At 72.1% G+C, this 21,278-nt stretch carries 19 protein-coding genes and 1 tRNA gene; 9 read left to right on the top strand and 11 right to left on the bottom strand.

All coding sequences use genetic code 11. The features are described from left to right. Window positions 1-24: 24 nt before the first annotated feature. Window positions 25-714 carry a transketolase gene (locus ACZ9QC_RS04700; RefSeq protein ID WP_472918964.1) on the bottom strand — a complete coding sequence of 230 codons (690 nt, stop codon included), beginning with the start codon at window positions 712-714 and terminating at the stop codon, window positions 25-27. A 166-nt stretch (window positions 715-880) separates the two neighbouring features. Between ACZ9QC_RS04700 and ACZ9QC_RS04695 the strand changes: the two genes are divergently transcribed. The 3 genes from ACZ9QC_RS04695 (at window position 881) to ACZ9QC_RS04685 (ending at window position 3,317) form a co-directional block, all read left to right on the top strand. Further along, window positions 881-954: transfer RNA gene (locus ACZ9QC_RS04695), tRNA-Pro, on the top strand. A gap of 524 nt (window positions 955-1,478) precedes the next feature. Then, entirely contained in the window at window positions 1,479-2,177 is a 699-nt protein-coding gene (locus ACZ9QC_RS04690) for a TetR/AcrR family transcriptional regulator C-terminal domain-containing protein (protein ID WP_472918963.1), read from the top strand. Between the two features lie 150 nt (window positions 2,178-2,327). Continuing rightward, entirely contained in the window at window positions 2,328-3,317 is a 990-nt protein-coding gene (locus tag ACZ9QC_RS04685; protein WP_472918962.1) for an NAD(P)-dependent alcohol dehydrogenase, read from the top strand. A gap of 74 nt (window positions 3,318-3,391) precedes the next feature. On the opposite strand, the gene ACZ9QC_RS04680 is transcribed toward ACZ9QC_RS04685, so the two are convergent. Beyond that, entirely contained in the window at window positions 3,392-4,210 is an 819-nt protein-coding gene (locus ACZ9QC_RS04680; protein WP_472918961.1) for a peptidoglycan recognition protein family protein, read from the bottom strand. A 38-nt stretch (window positions 4,211-4,248) separates the two neighbouring features. Then, a complete protein-coding gene (locus ACZ9QC_RS04675; RefSeq protein WP_472918960.1) occupies window positions 4,249-4,644 on the bottom strand; it encodes a peptidoglycan-binding domain-containing protein in 396 nt (131 codons plus the stop codon). A 369-nt stretch (window positions 4,645-5,013) separates the two neighbouring features. On the opposite strand from ACZ9QC_RS04675, the gene ACZ9QC_RS04670 reads away from it, so the two are divergent. Next, complete coding sequence (locus tag ACZ9QC_RS04670; protein ID WP_472918959.1) at window positions 5,014-6,474, top strand: tetratricopeptide repeat protein; 1,461 nt, start codon at window positions 5,014-5,016, stop codon at window positions 6,472-6,474. A gap of 92 nt (window positions 6,475-6,566) precedes the next feature. Here the strand turns inward: ACZ9QC_RS04670 and ACZ9QC_RS04665 are convergent, their stop codons facing one another. The 7 genes from ACZ9QC_RS04665 to ACZ9QC_RS04635 form a co-directional block, all read right to left on the bottom strand. Continuing rightward, complete coding sequence (locus ACZ9QC_RS04665; protein WP_184902079.1) at window positions 6,567-7,094, bottom strand: NUDIX hydrolase family protein; 528 nt, start codon at window positions 7,092-7,094, stop codon at window positions 6,567-6,569. A gap of 123 nt (window positions 7,095-7,217) precedes the next feature. Continuing rightward, entirely contained in the window at window positions 7,218-7,901 is a 684-nt protein-coding gene (locus ACZ9QC_RS04660; protein WP_472918958.1) for a GntR family transcriptional regulator, read from the bottom strand. A gap of 10 nt (window positions 7,902-7,911) precedes the next feature. Then, a complete protein-coding gene (locus ACZ9QC_RS04655; protein ID WP_472918957.1) occupies window positions 7,912-8,913 on the bottom strand; it encodes a proline racemase family protein in 1,002 nt (333 codons plus the stop codon). A 46-nt stretch (window positions 8,914-8,959) separates the two neighbouring features. After that, window positions 8,960-9,856, bottom strand: a complete 897-nt coding sequence (locus ACZ9QC_RS04650) for a dihydrodipicolinate synthase family protein (RefSeq protein ID WP_472918956.1) — start codon at window positions 9,854-9,856, stop codon at window positions 8,960-8,962. A gap of 135 nt (window positions 9,857-9,991) precedes the next feature. Further along, window positions 9,992-11,434, bottom strand: coding sequence for an FAD/NAD(P)-dependent oxidoreductase (locus ACZ9QC_RS04645; protein ID WP_472918955.1), 1,443 nt, complete (start codon window positions 11,432-11,434; stop codon window positions 9,992-9,994). Then, window positions 11,424-11,723 carry a (2Fe-2S)-binding protein gene (locus ACZ9QC_RS04640; RefSeq protein ID WP_472918954.1) on the bottom strand — a complete coding sequence of 100 codons (300 nt, stop codon included), beginning with the start codon at window positions 11,721-11,723 and terminating at the stop codon, window positions 11,424-11,426. The genes ACZ9QC_RS04645 and ACZ9QC_RS04640 overlap by 11 nt, the downstream gene beginning before the upstream one ends. Further along, the gene (locus ACZ9QC_RS04635) at window positions 11,720-12,886 is read right to left on the bottom strand and encodes an NAD(P)/FAD-dependent oxidoreductase (RefSeq protein WP_472918953.1); all 1,167 of its coding nucleotides are present in this window, start codon (window positions 12,884-12,886) and stop codon (window positions 11,720-11,722) included. The genes ACZ9QC_RS04640 and ACZ9QC_RS04635 overlap by 4 nt, the downstream gene beginning before the upstream one ends. A gap of 676 nt (window positions 12,887-13,562) precedes the next feature. On the opposite strand from ACZ9QC_RS04635, the gene ACZ9QC_RS04630 reads away from it, so the two are divergent. Next, window positions 13,563-14,996 carry a glycoside hydrolase family 43 protein gene (locus tag ACZ9QC_RS04630; protein WP_472918952.1) on the top strand — a complete coding sequence of 478 codons (1,434 nt, stop codon included), beginning with the start codon at window positions 13,563-13,565 and terminating at the stop codon, window positions 14,994-14,996. 176 nt (window positions 14,997-15,172) lie between these two features. Here the strand turns inward: ACZ9QC_RS04630 and ACZ9QC_RS04625 are convergent, their stop codons facing one another. Then, window positions 15,173-15,517 carry a hypothetical protein gene (locus ACZ9QC_RS04625; RefSeq protein WP_472918951.1) on the bottom strand — a complete coding sequence of 115 codons (345 nt, stop codon included), beginning with the start codon at window positions 15,515-15,517 and terminating at the stop codon, window positions 15,173-15,175. Between the two features lie 413 nt (window positions 15,518-15,930). Between ACZ9QC_RS04625 and ACZ9QC_RS04620 the strand changes: the two genes are divergently transcribed. From ACZ9QC_RS04620 to ACZ9QC_RS04605, 4 genes are all read left to right on the top strand, one after another. Beyond that, window positions 15,931-17,796, top strand: coding sequence for a glycoside hydrolase family 15 protein (locus ACZ9QC_RS04620; RefSeq protein ID WP_472918950.1), 1,866 nt, complete (start codon window positions 15,931-15,933; stop codon window positions 17,794-17,796). A gap of 343 nt (window positions 17,797-18,139) precedes the next feature. Further along, window positions 18,140-19,054 (top strand): glutathione S-transferase C-terminal domain-containing protein, encoded by a 915-nt coding sequence (locus tag ACZ9QC_RS04615; RefSeq protein WP_472918949.1) that lies wholly within the window; start codon window positions 18,140-18,142, stop codon window positions 19,052-19,054. A gap of 422 nt (window positions 19,055-19,476) precedes the next feature. Next, entirely contained in the window at window positions 19,477-20,463 is a 987-nt protein-coding gene (locus ACZ9QC_RS04610; RefSeq protein ID WP_472918948.1) for an amino acid ABC transporter permease, read from the top strand. Then, window positions 20,460-21,266: an amino acid ABC transporter ATP-binding protein gene (locus ACZ9QC_RS04605; RefSeq protein WP_472918947.1), complete on the top strand. Its 807-nt coding sequence runs from the start codon at window positions 20,460-20,462 to the stop codon at window positions 21,264-21,266. Before ACZ9QC_RS04610 ends, ACZ9QC_RS04605 begins: the two co-directional genes overlap by 4 nt. The last annotated feature ends 12 nt before the right edge of the window (window positions 21,267-21,278 follow it).

The following is a 21,278-nucleotide window of genomic DNA, read 5'->3' as shown; positions in this document are numbered from 1 at the left end:
GGGCTCAGGTGGTCGGGCCTTGGTTCAGGCGTTCTTCGGCTCGACACGGGCCACCACGACCCGGGGCCGCCCCGGGTGCGGCGCGGTGAAGGCGGCGTGCAGCGCCTCGTGGTCGCGCCCGTCCACGGTCTCGGCGGACCAGCCCGCCGCCTCGAACCGCGCGGCGATCCCGCCGGGCAGCGCGTGACTGGCGGAGGAGTTGTCGATCACGACGGTGTGCAGCCGGTCGAGCCCGGCGGGACCGGCGTACGCGATCGCCTCGTGATTACTGCCCTCGTCCAGCTCCGCGTCCCCGATCAGCACCCACACCGCCGGGTCGAGCCGTCCCTGGGCACGCAGTCCGAGCGCCGTCCCGACCGCGATCGGCAGGCCGTGCCCGAGCGACCCGCTGCCGATCTCCGCGCCCGGCACCAGCACCCGGTCCGGGTGGTGGCCGAGCGGCGAGTCGTAGGAACCGAAGCCGGGCAGCCAGTCGACCGGCACGAAGCCCTTCGCGGCGAGTACCGCGTAGTACGCCATCGGCCCGTGCCCCTTCGACAGCAGGAACCGGTCCCGCTCCGGGTCCTCCAGCCGACCCGGTCCCACCCGCAGCACCCGGTCGTAGAGCACCCACAGCACGTCCAGCGTGGAGGTGGCCGCCGGTCCGTGCTTCTCGGCGCCCGTCATCAGCCCCATCAGCTCGGGCAGCTCCGTGAATCCGTACGTCGTCGTCATGGGAAGAGCCTGCAACCTCAACCAAACTTCAGGTCAAGGTGTGGAGGGCGGGGCGCGAGGGTGCCTCCCCTCCCGCGCGGCGAAAACGCGTGCGCGACCACCGGCCCGAGTGCGGTATTGTTTCCGTGCACGTTCAGCCAGGGGAAACCCCAGGTCAGACGGGCACCGGGACGTGGCGCAGCTTGGTAGCGCACTTGACTGGGGGTCAAGGGGTCGCAGGTTCAAATCCTGTCGTCCCGACTCGAGAGAGTCGCAGATCAGGGGCCGTTTTGGAGCAATCCGAAACGGCCCCTGATCATTTTGTTCGGCTGACAGCGCTGAGCTCGGATCAGTTGTAGGCGGTGCATCCGATGACGAGCGGTGGTCGCAGGCTCCGCCGGGCCCGTGTCCGAGGGGGTGGGATGTGGGGGCGGGGGAGGGGTGCGTGGGGGCGAATGGCCGCGCTCTCGGGCCCCGTACAGGTCGGAGAGGCTGGGCGGCCCAGCAGAAGGACCCCGGTGGTCCGGGTCGAGCGCGGACAGGTGGACAGCGGGTCTACCGGGTCTACGGGTCGGCTGGGAGCTGTCGGCGTGTGGGGACGCCCTGCGACCGTCGTTGCCGAAGTCATCGATAAGCGGCGGTGAAAATCCTGCCGGAGAGTGAGCGGATTCGGCCACCGGGTTCAATGGTGCGATCATCCGTCGGCGAGGGTGGGGCACTGTACCGTCGGCGAAGGGAAGGCGGTGGGCCTTCGGGCGGCGACCTGGCCCGTAGGAGAGGGGATCGTGGAGACGAGCACGTCGGCGGGCTCCGCCGCACAGTCGCGAACGCCCTTGAGCAGAGGGCGCGTTCTGGGTGCCGCCGTCGCCCTGGCCGACGAGGGCGGGGTCGACGCGCTGAGCATGCGCAAGATCGCCCAGGCGCTCGGCGTCGTGCCCATGGCGCTGTACAAGCATGTGGCGAACAAGAACGAGTTGCTGGACGGCATGATCGACGTCCTCGTCGCCGAGATCGACCCGCCGGTCGCCGGTGTCGACTGGAAGGCCGCCATTCGCGGCCGGGTCCTCTCGGCCCGGCGCATGCTGCTGCGCCACCCGTGGGCGCCCGAGGTGATCGAGTCGCGCATCAAGGCGCGGACCACACCCACGCCCGCGGTCATGGAGTATCTGGACTCGATGATCGGGATCTTCCGGGCCGGAGGTTTCCCGATCGACCTGACGCATCACGCGATGCACGTCATGGGCAGCCGCCTGCTGGGTTTCTCGCAGGAGTTGTTCGAGGACTCCACCGGCCGCGAGCCCGACCCGGACGCCCTGCCACCCGAGGAGATGGCCGCGCGCTACCCGCACATCACGGCGCTGGCCGCGGCGGTCGCCCACGACCGCGATTCGGTCGTCGGCTCGGGCTGTGACGACCAGTTCGAGTTCGAGTTCGCGCTGGACCTGACGCTGGACGGCCTGGAACGACTCCTCGGCGCGCGCTGATCGGTCGACGAACGCCCCGAGTTCCCATGGGACTTGCCCCGAGCCCTACTGAACCACCGCTCCCCTTGACGGGTGTACGGCGTACACCTACTTTGCCTTTGGAGGGGTGTACGCCGTACACCTGGTGGTGGCGAGGTGAGGGGGAGACAGATGAAGGCGATCGTCCAGGAGCGGTTCGGCCCGCCTGACGTCCTGCGGCTGGCGGACATCGACCGCCCGGAGGTCGGAGCCGACGCGGTGCTGGTGCGGATGCGCGCCGCCGCGCTCAACCCGTACGACTGGCACATGCTGCGCGGCGACCCTTACGTGGCCCGGTTGTCGGGGGTCGTCGGGCTGACGCGGCCGAAGTGCCGGGTGGCCGGGATCGACGCCGCGGGCGTGGTCGAGGCGGTCGGCGACGGCGTGCGCGGGCTCCGGCCCGGCGACGAGGTCATGGGTTTCTGCCCTGGCTCCTTCGCCGAATTCGCGTGCACCCGTGCGGACTTCCTGGTGCGCAAGCCCGCGAACCTCACGTTCGAGCAGGCCGCGGCAGTGCCGTTGGGGGCGGTGACGGCCCTGCGCGGCATCCGGACCGTGGGGCGGGTGCGGGCCGGGCAGCGGGTGCTGGTCAACGGGGCGGGCGGTGGGGTGGGTACGTTCGCCGTACAGTTCGCCGTCGCCCTGGGTGCCGAAGTGACCGGGGTGTGCAGCGCCCGCAACGTCGATCTCGTGCGCTCGCTGGGCGCCGCGCACGCCGTCGACTACGCCCGGGAGGACTTCACCGGCGGACGTACGCCGTACGACGTGATCCTGGACAACGTGGGCAACCACCCGCTCGGGCGGCTGCGCCGGGCGCTCACGCCGACGGGGACCCTGGTGGCCAACGGCGGAGGCTCGCCCGGCCATGTGTTCGGGGCGATGGGCTCCATGCTGCGCCTGGGCGTGGCCGACCTGTTCTCCCGCCGACGGCTTCGGCCCATCCTGCCCTCGCCCCCGTCCGGACCGGTCCACGACGACCTCCTCGCCGTCACCGCGCTCATCGAGACCGGTGAACTCACCCCGGTCGTCGACCGGACGTACCCCCTGGCCGACACGGCCGAGGGCGTACGTCACGTGGAGCGGGGCCATGCCCGGGGAAAGGCGGTGATCACCGTGGGGTGAGCATCCCCTCGACCGACCGACCGACCGACCGACCGGCCGGCCGACCGTGCGCGCGGGCGGGCGGTCGGGCTGTGTCACCCCATCAGGGCCGCCACGTCCGCGCGGATCGCCGGTAGCTGGGAGTGCAGTACGCCGCCGGGGCAGTCGGTGGCCGCCCAGTCGCGGTGGCCGGAGATGGCGGGGCCGTCCCAGATGGCGCCGTTGACCGGGTTGACGTAGACCACCTTCTCCTGAAGGGGGTTGATGGAGTGCCGCGTGGCGAGTTCCGCCAGCAGCTGGACCAGCGCGCCGCGCGCGGCGGAGGTGGGCGCGACGGCGCTGAAAGTCCCCAGCAGGGCGATCCCGACGTTCCCCGTGTTGTACGTGCTGATGTGGGCGCCGGTGACCAGCCGTCCCGCCGCGTTGTGCGCGGGGTCCCCGTCGGTGCCGGACCACCGTCCTTCGTAGACCCGTCCGGCCGCGTCGATGAGGTAGTGGTAGCCGATGTCGCCCCAGCCCTGACCGACCGTCTGGTCACGGTAGATCGTGCGGACCCGGGCCGCGGGGTTGGCCTCGCCGTTCGCGCTGCCGGTGTGGTGCACGGACAGGGTCTGCACCGGGTGGTAGTCGGGCGGCCAGGTCTCGCTGCCGTCCGCGCCGAAGCGCAGGCTTTCGTCCGCGCCCCAGGCCTGCCGGGACAGCAGGACGTAGGCGGCGGAGCGGGAGGCGGCGGACGGGGAGCCGGCCGCTGGGGAGCCCGCCGCCGCGGCCGGGCGGGAGACGGCTCCCGTCACGGCGACGGCGGAGAGGGCCCCCAGCAGGGCGCGCCGGGATAACGCACCGAAGGAGGCTGGGGAGTTGGTGGAGTCGGACGAGTCGGTGGATTCGGTCGGAGACGTCTGCCTCGGATGCATGGCTGTCCTTCCGGAGCGGCGGTGGCCGGCGAATGGGATCAGGGCAGGTCGAGGTTGCAGAGATAGCCCGGGCTGTTCGCCCAGGAGCGGAGCAGGGGCCAGGTGACCGGGCCGATGGCTCCGTCGTCGTCGATGCCGGCGCACTGCTGGAAACGTACGGTCGCCAGGCGCGTGTTGGGTCCGAACCTGCCGTCGACCGTCAGGTTGTCGCCCGACATGGAGAGGTTCAGATAGCACTGCCCGAGCATGACCGCGGACGGGCTCGTCGTGTCGACGTCGCCCTGGCCGATCTCCGGAGGGGGCCAGCTCGTGTCCCAGTAGCCGCCGCAGTGGTCGGCGGCCGTGGTCGGGGCACTCGCGGCCCGGACCCCGTCGATCCCCCCGGCCAGCAGCACGGCCGTGGCGGCGACCACCGCGATCCTGTTGCTTCTCATACGGATGTCACTCCAGACGTCAGTACGCGCATGCGGAGTCGTTCCGGTGTGACTCGATGGTGCCGGTGGTGCGCGACGGCTGTCACGCTCGTTCGACCCTGCCGAAAAGACGCAGGTGGGGGTGGGTGTCGGGCGAAGAACCGGAGGATACGGTTCCAACTCGCCGCGAGGGGAGGGGGAGGGGTGCACAGGACGCGACGTCCGGCGCGCGGTGGTGATCCGGGGAGTGTCGGGGGTGCGCGGTGGACTGGACGGTGGGCTGCTCGGTTGGATGGGGACCCGGGCTGTGCCGTCGCCGTCGCCGACGACCGCGGTCCGACCGACGACACTCGATACGCGACACCCGACACGCGCCGGAGATGAGCTGCGATGGTGACCGACCGGTACGGAAACCGCCTCCACGAGTGCGATGCCGAGGGAGCGGCGCACCTGGACCGGGCCGTGGAGGGACTGTTGTTCTTCCGGCCGGAGTTCCCGACCGCCGTCGCGGACGCCGTGGCCGCGTGCCCCGGATCGCCGCTGGCCCAGGCGTTCGCGGCGTATCTGGGGGTGCTGGGCACCGAGTCCCGGGACGCGGAGGAGGCGGGCCGGGGGTTCCGGGAGTTCAGCGCCGGGCTGGACCATGCGGCGCTGCCCCGGCGGGAACGGATGCACATGGCCGCGGCGGGCGCCTGGCTCGACGGCGATCTGGGTCTGGCCGGTCGGATCCTGGAGGACCTGGTCGTGGAGTGCCCGCGCGATCCGCTCGCCCTGGCGGTGGGCCACCAGCTCGACTTCTTCACGGGAGACGCCACCCGGCTGCGGGACCGGATCGGCGGAGCCCTGCCGGCGTGGGACACGGACGACCCCCACCGCGGGCCGCTCCTGGGCATGTACGCGTTCGGCCTGGAGGAGTCGGGCCACTACGACCGGGCCGATGAGGTGGCCCGTGCCGCCGTCGAGCGGAACCCCCGTGACATCTGGGCCATCCATGCCGTCGTCCATGTGCACGAGATGCAGGGCCGGTTCGCCGAGGGGCTCGACTTCCTCGACGCGCGCCTCGACGACTGGGCGAGCGGCAGCCTGCTGACGGTGCACAGCTGGTGGCACTACGCCCTCTACGCGCTGGAGGCGGGCGACACCGCCACGGCCCTGCGGATCTACGACGCCGTGCTGCACCACGAGAACTCGTCCGGGTTCGTCATGGAACTCCTCGACGCCGCCTCGCTGTTGTGGCGGTTTCTCCTGGACGGCGTGGACCAGGAGGCCCGTTGGCGGTCACTGGCCGACGCGTGGGCCGCGCGTGAGGACCCGCCGTTCTACGCCTTCAACGACGTGCACGCCGTCATGGCGTTCGCGGGAGCCGGGCGGCTGGACACCGCGGACGAGTTCGTCGCCGACCGGCGGCGCTGGCTGCGGGCGGCCCAGGAGGACGGGCGGCCCCGCACCAATCGCGTGATGACCGCCGAGATCGGGCTGCCGGTGTGCGAGGCGCTGGTGGCGTTCGCCCGTGCGGACCACGCGACGGTGGTGGACCTCCTGTGGCCGATCCGCCGCCGGCTGCACACCTTCGGCGGCAGCCACGCCCAGCGGGACGTGGTCCAGCGGACCCTGCTGGAGGCGGCCCTCCGCGCGCGCCGGGACGACCTGGCCCGGCTCCTGCTCGGCGAGCGCACCGGTCTGAGCCCGCACAGTCCCTACAACTGGCTCGGCCGGGCCCGTCTCGCCGACGCCCTCGGGGAAGCGGGCCGTGCCGCCGTCGCCCGCGCCACGGCGACCGAACTGGCGGCACCCGCCGCGGCGAGGCTCAGCGGGAACCCGCACGCCGCCTACCTCGGACCGGGACCCTGAGCCCCGGCCGGCGCCACCCGCCCTCCGTGCCGCCCTGTCCGGTCAGGACGGCTGCGTCAGGGCGGAAAGCCCCGTCAAGGCGGACATCCGTGTCAGGACAGGCAGCCCACATGCGCCAGGGCCTGCTTCAGGAGGACGCCCTGGCCGCCCGGCATCTCGCTCTGGACGGAGGCCGACGCCGCGTCCTGGGGGCTGAACCACACCAGGTCGAGCGCGTCCTGCCGGGGGCGGCAGTCACCGGCCACCGGGACGATGTAGGCGAGGGAGACCGCGTGCTGCCGCGGGTCGTGGAACGGGGTGATGCCCTGCGTCGGGAAGTACTCCGCGATCGTGAAGGGCTGGAGGGCGGACGGGACACGGGGCAGCGCCACCGGACCGAGGTCCTTCTCCAGGTGACGCAGGAGCGCGTCCCGGACCCGCTCGTGGTGCATCACGCGGCCGGAGACCAGATTACGGCTGACCGTCCCGTCCGGGCCGATGCGCAGCAGCAGCCCGATGCTGGTGACTTCGCCGCTGTCGTCGACGCGCACGGGCACGGCCTCGACGTACAGGATCGGCATCCGGGCGCGCGCCGACTCGAGCTCGTCGGACGGCAGCCAGCCGGGCGTGGTTTCGGTCATGTCAGACATTGGCCGATCATACTTTCAACATCAGTCGAAGCGCGCGTCGCTCCGATCACACCTGTCAGAGATGCCCCGGCCGCTCCGCCCGCATGCGCGGCGCGGACGATCAGGCGCGAACGATCAGTCGTGCGCGGCCCACAGCCCGCGCACATGACCGAGGTGGCGGGTCATCACCGCGCGTACGGCCTCCTCGTCGCGGGCGAGCAGCGCGTCCAGCAGTTCCAGGTGCTCCTGCGCCGAGGACAGCAGCCGGCCCGACTCGGCGAGTGCGGTCAGGCCGTAGAGGCGGGCGCGTTTGCGCAGGTCACCCACGACCTCGACGAGGTGAGCGTTGCCCGCGAGGGCGAGCAGACCGAGATGGAAGCGGGTGTCGGCCTCGACGTACGCGATGAGGTCCCCGGCGGCCGCGGCGGCCACGATCTCCCGGGCGGCGGGCCGCAGCGCCTCCAGTGAGACCGGGTCGGCGGTCCGGGCCAGGCCGGCCGTGGTCGGGATCTCGATGAGCGAGCGGACATGGGTGTACTCGTCGAGCTGCTTCTCGGTGACGGCGGTGACCCGGAACCCCTTGTTGGGCACGGTGTCGACCAGCCCCTCCTTGGCCAGATCCAGCATGGCCTCCCGCACCGGCGTCGCCGAGACACCGAAGCGGCCGGCGAGCGCGGGCGCGGAGTACACCTCGCCCGGCCGCAGCTCACCGGCGATCAGCGCGGCCCGCAAGGCGTCGGCGACGCGCTCGCGGTAGCTGCTCTTCTTGCCGCCGAGCACCGGCAGGGCGGGGCTGGCGGCAGGGGCTGACAGGGCCATCGCACCTCTCCTAGAGGACGAACCCGGCCGGGAACGGGTCGGTCGGGTCGAGCAGATACTGTGCCGTGCCGGTGATCCAGGCGCGGCCGGTGAAGCTTGGCAGTACGGCGGGCACACCCGCCACCTCGGTCTCGCCGAGCAGTCTGCCGGTGAAGTGGGTGCCGATGAAGGACTCGTTCACGAACTCGGTGTGCAGGGGGAGTTCACCACGCGCGTGGAGCTGCGCCATGCGCGCGCTGGTGCCCGTGCCACAGGGGGAGCGGTCGAACCAGCCGGGGTGGATGGCCATCGCGTGCCGCGAGTGCCGGGCGGTGGCGCCCGGGGCGTACAGGTGGACGTGGTGGACGCCGTGGATCGACGGGTCCTCCGGGTGCACGGGCTCCCCCTCGGCGTTGATGGCCTCCATCAGGTCCAGGCCCGCCCGCAGGATGTCGTCCTTGCGGTCGCGGTCGAAGGGCAGCCCGAACTGCTCCAGCGGCAGGATCGCGTAGAAGTTGCCGCCGTACGCGAGGTCGTAGGTCACCGTCCGGCCGTCGGTGAGCGTGGCCTTGCGGTCGAGGCCGACGGAGAACGACGGCACGTTCCGCAGGGTGACCGCCTGCGCCGCGCCGTCCTGCACCGCCACCTCGGCCACGACGAGGCCCGCCGGGGTGTCCAGGCGGATGGTGGTGACCGGTTCGACGACCTCGACCATGCCGGTCTCCACCAGCACCGTCGCCACGCCGATCGTGCCGTGACCGCACATGGGCAGATAGCCGGAGACCTCGATGTAGACCACGCCCCAGTCGCAGTCCGGGCGGGACGGCGGCTGGAGGATCGCGCCGCTCATCGCCGCGTGCCCGCGCGGCTCGTTCATCAGCAACTGCTTGACGTCGTCGCGGTGTTCACGGAACCACAAGCGGCGTTCGTTCATGGTCGCGCCGGGGATCGTGCCGATCCCGCCGGTGATCACCCGGGTGGGCATGCCCTCGGTGTGCGAGTCGACGGCGTGCAGGACGAGTTTGCTGCGCATGACCGGCCCTCCCTTTCTGCTGTGGGTTACGCGAGTTCTGCTGTGGTTACGCGAGTCCCGCCGCGACGGCCTTCTCGGTGGCCGCGCGGATCACGGCCTCCTGCTCCGGCAGCAGTTCCACGCGCGGCGGACGGCAGCGTCCTCCGGGCCGGCCCACGATGTCCATCGACAGCTTGATCGCCTGCACGAACTCGACCTTGGAGTCCCAGCGCAGCAACGGGTGCAACTGCGCGTAGAGGTCCTTGGCGGTGGCGAGGTCGCCGTCCACCGCCGCGTGGTACAGCTCCACCGTCGCTGCGGGCAGCGCGTTCGGGTAGCCGGCCACCCAGCCCTTGGCGCCGGCCAGCGCCAGCTCCAGCAGGACGTCGTCCGCGCCGATCAACAGATCGAGTTCCGGGGCGAGTTCGGCGAGCTGGTAGGCCCGGCGGACATCGCCGGAGAACTCCTTCACGGCCTTGATGTACCCCTCGCCGTGCAGCTTGGCGAGCAGTTCGGGGACGAGGTCGACCTTGGTGTCGATGGGGTTGTTGTACGCCACGACCGGCACGCCGGCCTGCGCGACCTCGGCGTAGTGCGCGAGCACGGACCGCTCGTCGGCGCGGTAGGCGTTCGGCGGCAGCAGCATCACCGCCGCGCAGCCCGCGTCCCGCGCCTGCTCGGCCCAGCGCCGGGACTCCGCGGACCCGTACGCGGCGACACCCGGCATCACGCGCGTGCCGCCGATCGCGGCCACGGCCGTCTCGACGACCTTGGCGCGCTCCTCGGGCGTCAGCACCTGGTACTCGCCGAGCGAGCCGTTCGGCACGACACCGTCACAGCCGTTCTCGACGAGCCAGGCGCAGTGCTCGGCGTACGCGTCGTGGTCGACGGAGAGATCGTCGCGGAGGGGGAGCGCGGTGGCGACGAGGACGCCGCGCCAGGGTCGGTTCTCGGTGGTGGCCATGTGTGGGATGCCCTCTCCATGAGGTGTGACATATCACTGGGTGTGGTGGTGCGGCGGGGGGATGGTGCGTTGGTCGGGTCGGGTCCGACGAGGGGCGTCGGGTGAGGGGCCGCGCGTGCGCGTGCCGCGCGGGGCTCAGGGCGGGGCGTCGCCGTCGGGGTCCTCCCCGCTCTCGCCCGCCCGCGCCAGTACGCCCAACGGCACCGGCTGGGCGAACGGCCTTCGGGCGACGCCCGGTTCGCACCCGGCGATCCCCGCGACGGCGGGTCCGCACATCCGGCCCTGGCACCAGCCCATCCCGGCACGGGTGAGCAGCTTCACCGTCCGGACGTCCCCGGCGCCCAGCTCCCCGACGGCCTCGCGGACGGCACCGGCGCCGACCTCCTCGCACCGGCAGACGACCGTGTCGTCCGTGACCTGCTCCGTCCAGTGCGCCGGCGGGACGTACACGGAGTCGAGCACGGCGAAGAACTCCCGCAGTGCGGCACGGGACTTGGCGGCACCCGCCCACGCGGCCGGGTCCGGCGCCCGCCCCCGGAGGCGGTCGGCGGCCGACCGTCCGGCGATGTGCCCCTCCGCGAGGGAGAGGGCCGCGCCGCCGATCCCGGTGGTCTCGCCCGCCGCCCAGACGCCCGGCACATCGGTGCGCTGCTCCTCGTCGACCCACACACGTGGTCCGGTGGACTCGATCCGGCAGCCGAGCGCCTCGGCGAGATCGGTGTGCGGCAGCAGGCCGTGCCCGACGGCGAGCGTGTCGCAGGGGACGCGCCGGCCGGTCCCGCGCCGGACCCGGCCCTCGGCGTCGAGCGCGGCGACGGTCACGGCCTCCAACCGGTCACCGCCGTGCGCCTCGACGACGGTGTGCCGGACGAGGGTCCGCACCCGGTGGCGCAGCAACTCGACGGCGTACCCGGCCCCTTCGGCGAGTTTGTCCGCCCGGCCGGCGAGCGCCCCGGCCCGTCGTGCCAGGGCTTTGGGGTCGGCGGACTCCACCAGCGCGGCCACCGTGACCCCCGCCGCCGCGAGCCCGGTCGCCACCGGCAGCAGCAGGGGGCCGGTCCCGGCCACGACTGCCGTACGGCCCGACACCGCGAGCGTGCCCTTCAGCATGGCCTGCGCGCCCCCGGCCGTGACCACGCCCGGCAGGGTCCAGCCGGGGAACGGCAGCACCTTCTCGTAGCTTCCGGTCGCGAGCAGGACGGCGTCCGCGCGCACCTCCACGGGCCGCTCCCCATCGGGCCCGAGCAGCGCGTGCACGGTGAAGCGCCCGGGGCCCTCGGAACGCCGCTCCACGCACCACACATGGTGGTCCGGGAGGTGGGTGACGCGTCCGGCGGCCATCTCCCGGGCGAGGCCGTCGCGCAGCCGCTGCCAGGTGCGCCACTGATGGTGCAGGGCCTGCGGGCGCCGGACGCCGAGCCCGGCCGAGGGCTGCCGGTAGAACTGGCCGCCGGCTGCCCGGCCGGCGTCGACCATGGTGACCCGTACGCCTCGACCGGCCGCCGCCAGGGCCGCGGCGAGGCCCGCGGGGCCGGCGCCGACGATCGCCAGCCGGGGCAGCCCCGGTTCAGTGTTCATGGCCGGTGCCCTCCTGGGTGCGGATCGCGTCGCCCGGCCGGACCGGAACCAGACAAGCCCGTTGATTGGGGCGCTCGTTGACGGTGACCAGACAGTCGAAGCAGACACCGATGCCGCAGAAGACGCCGCGTGGTCGCCCCGCGCCCCTCGTGGTGCGCCAGGACGTCACGCCGGCGGCCCAGAGCGTGGCCGCGACCGTCTGGCCCGGCAGTGCCTCCAGCTCACGCCCGTCGAGGGTGACGGTGAAGGCGGGCCCCGGTTCCGCCCGGGCCAGTTCCCGTGGGTTCACGCCGCGTCCCCCTCGTCCTCCGCGAACCGGTCCGGGCGGAACGGGGCGAGATCCAGCTCGGGCGCCCCGCCCCCGAGTGCCTGGGCGATCAGCTGCCCGGTCCCGGTGGCCAGCCCGATCCCGGCACCCTCGTGCCCGCAGGCGTGGAACAGGCCCGGCACCCGCGGGTCCGGCCCGATCGCGGGCAGATGGTCCGGCATATAGGGCCGGAAGCCGACGTACGTCCGCATCGCGCGCACCTCCTCCAGGAACGGGAACAGCCGGGTGGCGCCCGCCGCCAGGGCCCGTACGACGGGGAGCGAGAACGACCGGTCGAAGCCGACCCGTTCGCGGCTCGCGCCGATCAGCACGGGGCCGGCGGCCGTGCCCTCCACCACGGGAGAGGACTGGAGCGCCGCCGAGTCGCTGGCCACGTCGGCCACGTAGTCGGCGGCGTACACCTTGTGCCGCACCATCGGCGGCAGCGGTTCGGTGACCAGCACGAAGCCGCGCCGGGGGAGGACCGGAAGGCGCACACCGGCGAGTGCGGCCAGTTCGCCGCCCCAGGTGCCGGCGGCGTTCACCACCGCGGGGGCGTGGACGTCTCCCCGGTCGGTCCGCACGCCGCGCACGGCACCGGACCGCGTGCGCAGCACCCCGGTCACGGTTCTGCCGGTGAACAGCCGGGCCCCGGAGGCCCGTACGAGATGGGCGGCGGCCAGGGTGGGCATGACCTGGGCGTCCTGGGGGTAGTGGATGCCGCCCGCGAGGCCGGGCGCCAAGTGGGGTTCCAGGTCGGCCAGTTGCCCGTCGGTGACGGTGAACGCCGCCACCCCGGCGGCGCGTTGCCCGGCGGCGAACCGCTCCAGCGCGGCCAGGGCCTCCGGCGCGGACGCCACGACGACCCCACCCTTGGCCTCGTACTCGAACGCCTTTCCCAGACCCGTCTCGGCGGCCAGCTCGGCCCACAGGCGGTTGGACAGCAGGGCGAGTTCGAGCTCGGGGCCGGGTTCCTTGTCGGAGACCAGGATGTTGCCCTCGCCGGCGCCGGTCGTGCCGCCGGCCACCGGGCCGCGGTCCACCACGACGACGTCCAGACCCGCACGGGACGCGTACAGGGCGCAGGCCGCGCCCACCATTCCCGCGCCCACCACCACGACGTCGCAGGTCAGTCGCTCGGTCACGCCAGTACTATGTCACATGGCACTGTGGGGTGGTATACCCCGGCAACGGGTCCCGGCCGCCGATGAGTGAGCAGTCGATTTCCCTGGTGGGCGGCGCCATGTCGCCCATCGCCCTCGCCTTCGGCGTCCTGGAGGCCACCGACAGTGCGGCCCGGCCGGCCGCGGTCACCACTGCGGCCCTGGTCAGGATGGTTGCGGCGCTACTTCTCGGCGGAGGTGTCGCGGACCGCCACCTGCGCGACACCGTTCTCCGCCTCACCGGCTCGGGTGCCGGCCTCACCCAGGCGGGCGGCGCCTGCGTGCCGCGTCGTCGGCTGGGACGAGCCGGCGGGCAGGACGGCGGCCGCGACCTACGCCAGCAGCGCGGCGAGCGCTATGTCGAAAGTATTGACGCGTCCAGTTCCCCCCATTTAACGTCTGCCCGATCTTGCGAACATCGTTCGATTTTTCGGACAACTGACGTCGTTCGGAAGGATCGGCTACGAGGCGTCCCCCCGGCCGAAGGACCGCAGAAGCAGAAGTCCCACGAGAACAGCACGCCGGCACAGCACTGCCTTCCGTGTCGGGCGGTGGCCGCGCCCGTCCCGCCGACGCCGAGAGCGCGCTACCGACACCGCCGCACCACCCCCGCTGGGGGCACCCGCAGAAGGCACCCGCAGAAAGACAGGAAACGTACATGCGCACGCTTCTCTCCCGGCTGCCGGCGCTACTGGTCGCCGCCTGCCTCCTCTTCACAGGCCAAGTCCTGGCCGCACCCGACCGGGCAGCCGCAGCCGACCCCGGCTACCTGATGGTGCACTTCACCGGGGAGGGCGCGACCAACCAGCAGATGTACCTCTCGCACAGCACGGACGGCGTGCACTGGAACGACCTCAACGGCGGCGGCATGGTCCTGCGCTCCACGGTCGGTACGAAGGGCGTGCGCGACCCCGCACTGGTGAGATCCCCCGACGGCAGCAAGTACTGGATCATCGCGACCGACCTGTGCATCGCCTGTGGGCAGACCTGGAGTCAGTCCATCAACAACGGCAGCCGCAACCTCGTCGTGTGGGAGTCCACCGACCTGGTCACCTGGTCGAAGCCGTGGCTGCTCAACGTCGCCGGCGCGATCCCCGACGGCCGCAACGCGTGGGCGCCGGAGGCGATCTGGAACCCGGCCACCAACGACTACGTCCTGTACTGGGCGACGAACGTGCCCCAGAACGGTGCGACGAAGCACCGCATCTTCTACGCCCGCACCAGCGACTTCCGCACCATCAGCACCCCGCAGACCTACATCGACCGCCCCGGCACCCAGGAGATCATCGACACCCAGATCATCGAGGTTCCGGCCGGTGTCGGGAACTACCGCTACGTGCGGGCCTCCGGCGACGGCCAGATCACCCTGGAGGGCAGCAACTCCATCCTCGGGACGTGGACCAGGCTCGGTGACCTCTCCGGCATCGGTCTGACCGGGTCGATGGTCGAGGGCCCGATGTGGATGAAGTTCAACGGCACCAACAAGTGGGCGCTCTACCTCGACCAGTACGCCACCAACCGCGGCTACATGCCGGTCACCACGACCGACCCGTCCAACCCCGCCGCCTACCAGCAGTTGGCGTCGACCAGCTACAACATGGGCGGCACCAAGAAGCGCCACGGCTGGATCATGAACCTCACGGCCGCCGAGGAGAGCCGCGTACTCGCCCGCTGGCCCAACACCCCGGCGCAGCGGCTCCAGTCGTTCAACTTCCAGGACCGCTACGTACACCACACCAACTTCGACGTGCGCATCGATCCGAACGTCAGCCCCGTCGAGGACTCCCAGTTCCGGCTGCGGCCCGGCCTGGCCGGCACCGGCACCGTCTCCTTCGAGTCGGTGAACCACCCCGGCTACTTCCTGCGGCACTTCAACTACGACTTCCAGCTCGTCCACAACGACGGCAGCAGCCAGTTCGCCGCGGACGCGACCTTCCGGCAGGTCGCCGGGCTCGCCGACTCCACCTGGTCGTCGTTCCAGTCGTACAACCACCCCGACCGCTACATCCGCCACTACGCCTACCAGCTGCGACTCGACCCGATCACCACCGCGACCGGGCGCAGTGACGCCACCTTCCGCGTGACGAGCTGACCCGACACCGACAGGGATGCCGGCGCCTCCAGGGAGAGCGCCGGCTCCTTCCGGAGGCATCCTGGCATCCGTACGGGCAGCCGGGAGTTTCGGGATGCGGTGGTGGGCCGGGGCCTCGCAGTGCAAGCCCAGCATCGCTTGGGCCACGGCCGGGAGCGTAGCGGCCGGAGCGGCGATCAGAGCCCGAGCCCCTGCACCATCTCGTCCACGACCACCCGGCAGCGGGGCAGGGGCCGCCGGTCCGTTCGGGCCGGTGCCGCGTCGTCACCGGAAGCCCGGTCGGCCCGGTCGGGCCGGTCCGTTCGGTCGGCCCGGTCTGTTCGGTCCGTTCGGTCCGTTCGACCCGTCGGGACCGTGGGCGCCGCCACCGGGATCTCCCGCAGCCACTGCCGTACGACCCCCACGGGCAGGCCGTGGCGGCGCGCGGCCTCCCGCGCCGTGATCCTGCCGGAGAGGATGTCCGCGAGGGTACGGATCCGCTCGGTGGGGGAGATCTCCGATGCTTTCGCGGAAGCGTTCAAGAGCCGGTCCTTTCCGTGGACGTCCACCCATGTCGCGGTCGAGCCGTCGGTGCTTCGTACGTGCCGCCGGTGCTCCGTACGTGCCGCGGCGCTCGACCGTGGTGTGCGGTACTCCGGACGTGGTGCGCGGGACTCCGTGCGTGGTGCGCGGTGCTCGGAACAGGGTCGTGTGCAGCTTCCGGCCGTGCGGGGGTGCGGTCCTTGCCGTCGCGTGGCCCGCGACCGTCCGGAAGGTGAAGACCCTCGGTCACCCCCCCCACCGCCCGCCCCACGCCCGGTCACCCTTCCGGCCGAGTACCTGGCTGGACCCTCGGCACTCCTCCCGCGCGCAAGTCCGCCACGACGGGAACCCGCGGGAACTCGAACGCCCCACCCCGCATGCCGCGCGCCCTCGGTCCCCCGACACTGACCCCATGCCAGGACAGCCCAGCCGCATCGAGGACTACGCCCTGATCGGCGACCTCCTCACCGCCGCCCTCGTGGGCAAGGACGGCAGCATCGACTGGCTCTGCCTCCCCCGCTTCGACTCGCCCGCCTGCTTCGCCGCCCTGCTCGGCGACGAGGACAACGGACGCTGGCGCATCGCTCCCGCCGACGAGAACGGCCCCTACGCCCGCCGCCGCTACCGGGACGACACGGCGATCCTGGAGACGGAGTGGGAGACGACCGCCGGCCAGGTCCTGGTCACCGACTTCATGCCGTGCCGCAAGACCGGCGCCCCCAGTGTCGTACGCATCGTCGAAGGTCTCTCCGGCACCGTCGACATGCGGATGGACCTGCGGCTCCGCTTCGACTACGGCCGGGTCCTGCCCTGGATGCGCCGCCGCGGCGGCGCGCTGACGGGCACCGCCGGACCGGAGTCGGTGTGGCTGCGCACCCCCGTGCGGCCGGTCGGCCACGGCACCGCCCACACCGCCGTGTTCCCGGTCGCGGCGGGCGAACGGATCCCCTTCGTGCTGACCTGGCACCCCTCCCACCTGTCCGCACCACACCCGGTGGACCCCTTCGAGGCACTGCGCAGCACCGAGTCGTACTGGCGCCGCTGGCTGCGCAGACTCACCTACGACGGGCCCTACCGTGACGCCGTCGCCCGCTCCCTGATCACGCTCAAGGCCCTGACGTACCAGCCGACCGGCGGCATCGTCGCCGCTCCGACCACCTCCCTGCCGGAGGAGATCGGCGGCGTACGGAACTGGGACTACCGGTTCTGCTGGCTGCGGGACGCGGGCATGACGCTGGAGGCCCTGCTGCGCAGCGGTTTCAAGGCCGAGGCGGACGCCTGGCGCGCCTGGCTGGAGCGGGCGGTGGCGGGGCGGCCCGAGGACGTGCAGATCATGTACGGCATCGCGGGGGAGCGGCGGCTCACCGAGTGGGAGGCCGACTGGCTGTCGGGCTACGAGGGGTCGCGCCCGGTGCGGATCGGCAACGCCGCCGCCGGGCAGCGCCAGCTCGACGTGCCCGGTGAGGTGATGGACGCGATCCATCTGTCGATCGGCTGCGGGCTGCGCCCCAGCAGGCATCTGGTGTCGCTCCAGGCGGTGTTCCTGGAGCACCTGGAGCGGGCCTGGACCGAGCCCGACCAGGGGCTGTGGGAGATGCGCGGCGCCCCCCGCCACTACACGCACTCCAAGGTGATGTGCTGGGTCGCCTTCGACCGGGCGGTCCGGCTGGCGGAGGCGCACGGCCGCCCCGGTCCGGTGGAGAGGTGGCGCGAGGTCCGTGACCGCATCCACCGTGAGGTCTGCGAGCGGGCCTACGACCCGGAGCGGAACACCTTCACCCAGTCGTACGGCTCCCGGGAGCTCGACGCCGCGCTGCTGCAGATCCCACAGACCGGGTTCCTGCCGCCGGACGACCCGCGGGTGATCGGCACCGTCGAGGCCGTGCAGCGCGAACTCCTCTCCGACGGGCTGGTGGCCCGCTACTCGGCGGGCGTGGCCGACTCGCCGGACGGCCTCGTCGGCGGCGAGGGCGCCTTCCTCGCCTGCTCCTTCTGGCTCGCGGACGCCCTGCTGGTGATCGGCCGGGAGGACGAGGCCCGCGCGCTGTACGAACGGCTGCTGGAACTGCGCAACGACGTCGGACTGCTCGCCGAGGAGTACGACCCCCGTGCCCGCCGCCAACTGGGCAACTTCCCGCAGGCGTTCACCCACGTGCCGCTGATCCGGGTCGCCTACGAGCTCGACCTGCACGCCCCGCACGCCCGCCGCGAGGACCCGAGGAAACCCCAGGATGTCCACCCCTCGGACGACGCGACCAATTCCCGGACAGCCTCTTGACGCGGGGCGTGTGCGGATCGACACTCCAGGTGGGGTATTTCCTAGTGAACAGGTAGGGAATGATGGGGCGCCTGGAGCCGGTGGTCACTCGTGTGCCGCGCACGCGCCGGCAGTCCCTTCTGCTGACCTCCCGCCTGCACATCGATCTGCTGCGCGTCTGCAGCGCCGGAAGCCCCCCGAGCTGACCGACCCGAGCTGACCGACCCGAGCCGGGCCGCCGACGTGGCACGCCACAGCGCTCGCGCGTCCGTGTACTCGCGTCACCGCCGTTACTCGCGTCGTCGCGCCACCGCACCACCACACGCCACCGCGCCGCCACGCACCAGAACCCCCGGGGAGCCACATGTCCGCCATGCCCGTCCACGCCCTGAACGCCGTCCCGTCGTCGCGGCCCCTGCCCTCCTTCCGGGGCAGGATCGGCTGCGACGCGCGCAGCGGCCACTACGCCGTGCCGCGCCGCTACCGGCTCCATCTCTCGCTCTCCTGTCCGGGCGCCCTGCGCATCGCCGTCGTCCACAGCCTCCTCGGGCTCGCGGACGTCTGTCCCGTGACCCTCCTGCCCGCCGTGCCCGACGGCCCGGACGGCGAACACTCCGCGCTGCGCCCGCTGTACGAGGCGAGCGCCCACCGCTACCCCGGAGCGGCCGTGGCGCCGGTGCTCAGCGACGACTGGTCCGGACGCATCGTCAGCACCCATGCCCCCGACATCATGCGCGACCTCGCGCGTCGCTTCGGCGCCGACCGCCCCACGCTCTACCCGGAGGGCGCGGAGACCGAGATCGACGGGCTCACGCGCCTCTGCGAGCAAGGCATGGACGGGGCGGCGCAGCGCGCCGGACGGGCCGACGCGGACGACCTCGAACGCCGTGACGCGCTCGGCTCCCTGCTGCGCACCCTGCGCTCCCTGGACGCCCGGCTGGCCGGGCAGGAGTATGTACTCGGTGATCAGCTCTCCGTCGCCGACGTCGAGTTGTGGGTGGCTCTGGTGCGGCTCGACACCGTGCACCGCTGGCACCTGGACGCCTCCGCCGTGCACCGCGTCGCCGACCACCCGCACCTGTGGGCGTACGCGCGCCGGCTGACCGCCCACCCCGCCTTCGGCCCGCACCTCGACCTCGACGGCATCGCCCGCCGCCACCACGCCCACTGTCAGGGCCTGGAGGCGGCCGGCGCGGCCGTACAGATCCTGGACTGGGCCTCCCACGTCCCGGACCAGGGCGTATCGACAGACGGACAGGCGTCCCATGTTCTGGACTGACATTGACAGCGGCCTGCCGAGCCTGAGTTACTTACGGCCACCCGATGAGCACGAGGCCCCCAGGGCCGGAAGAACGATGGTGACGGACATGGACGCGACCCCGAGGCCCGCCGCATGGCGCCGCCACGGTTGCGTGCCGCTCTGCGCCGACCGCGCCGTCGATCTGCTCCGGGTCAACAGCGCACTGTGTAGCGCACGTTAGCGCGCGTCCGGGTTCTCTCCCGGCGCCGCGCTCCCGTCGAGGCTGACGGTCTCCCGACCCCCTGAGGCGCCGCGTCTGCGGCCGACCTCTCTCCGCCAGCCCCGGTGCCGTGCGCATCCGTGTGTCTTTACGTGCCTCTGTACGGCGAGCGTCGCCCGCTCGCCGTACGGCCGAAGTCGCCTGCGTCGCCTGGGGTTTCGACACTCCTCCGGAGCCCTTGATGAGTGAACCCCCAGGCGCCGCCGTGTCCCTGACCGAGGCACCGCCGCCCGCCGACGACACCCCGTCGAAGCAGCTCGCCGCCCAGCGGGTGCTGCCCCTGCGCCGACCCGGCCGCTGGATCGCCACCGCGATCGTGCTGGTCCTCGCGGCCCAGTTCGTCCACGGTCTGATCTCCAACCCCTTCTACCAGTGGGACCGCTTCGCGTACTGGTTCCTGCGTCCGACCATCCTCGACGGACTGCTCATCACCCTCGAAGTCACCGCCTACAGCGCGGTGTTGGGCCTCCTCGGCGGCATCCTCCTGGCCCTGGCCCGGCTCTCCGACAGCCCGGTCCTGCGCTCGGTGAGCTGGGTCTACATCTGGGCCCTGCGCTCGATCCCGCTGATCGTGGTCCTGCTGTTCCTCTACAACTTCAGCGCCCTCTACCAGACTCTCAGCCTCGGCGTCCCCTTCGGTCCGGCGTTCTTCACCTTCGACGAGTCACGCCTGGCCACCGACATGGCCGTCGCCGTGATCGGCCTCAGCCTCAACGAGGCCGCCTACGCCGCCGAGGTCGTCCGCGGCGGCATCCTCTCCGTCGACCAGGGCCAGCACGAAGCGGCCTCCGCGCTCGGACTGCCCAAGCGCTACCAGTTCCGCAGGATCGTCTTCCCGCAGGCGCTGCGCTCGATCACCCCGAACTACGTCAACCAGCTGATCGGCCTCATCAAGAGCACCTCGCTGGTCTTCTACGTCTCCCTGCTCGACCTCTTCGGCACCGCCCAGGCCATGGGCTCCACCTATCCCGGCGACATCGTGCCGCTGCTGCTGGTGGCCACCGTCTGGTACCTGATCCTCACCAGCGTCGTCTCCGTCGTCCAGTTCTACGTCGAGCGGTACTACGCCCGGGGCGCCACCCGCACCCTGCCGCCGACCCCGCTCCAGAAACTGCGGGCCGGGATCACCGAACTCCGGGCCCGCATCCGCAAGGAGGCCGCCGTATGACCGCCGGGACACTCCCCACGCCGTCCGGGGCGCCCGCCCAGGACGCCGCCACCGTCGAGGTGCACGACGTGCACAAGTGGTACGGCACCCACCGGGTTCTCGACGGCGTCGATCTGACCATCCGCCCCGGCGAGGTCACCGTGATCCTCGGCCCGTCCGGCTCCGGCAAGTCCACGCTGCTCAGGGTCATCAACCACCTGGAGAAGCCCGAGATCGGCCATGTCAGCGTCAACGGCGAACTGATCGGCGTACGCCGGCACGGCGACCGCCTGAAGGAACTCAGCGAGCGGGCGATCCTCACCCAGCGCTCCCGGATCGGCTTCGTCTTCCAGAACTTCAACCTCTTCCCGCACCTGACCGTGCTGGAGAACGTGGCGGCCGCCCCGGTGGCCACCGGGAAGCTCGGCAGGACCCAGGCCGACGCACTCGCCCGCGAACTGCTCGACCGGGTCGGCCTGGCCGACAAGGCGGACGCCTACCCACGGCAGTTGTCCGGCGGACAGCAGCAGCGCGTGGCCATCGCCCGCGCCCTCGCCCTGCGGCCTGGCGTCATCCTCTTCGACGAACCGACCTCCGCCCTCGACCCCGAACTCGTCGGCGAGGTCCTGGAAGTCATCAAGGACCTGGCGAGGAGCGGCACCACGCTGGTGATCGTCACCCATGAGATCGGCTTCGCCCGGGAGATCGCCGACCGGGTCGTCTTCATCGACGGCGGCCGGATCGTCGAACAGGGCCCGCCCGCCGAGGTCCTGGACAAGCCGCGGCACGAACGGACCAAGGACTTCCTCAGCAGGGTCCTCTGACCCCGAGTGACC

It is taken from the genome of Streptomyces sp. HUAS MS02, from assembly GCF_055702265.1.
The sequence above is the reverse complement of the archived record's forward strand: the minus strand, read 5'-3'. Positions and strand labels throughout refer to the sequence as shown.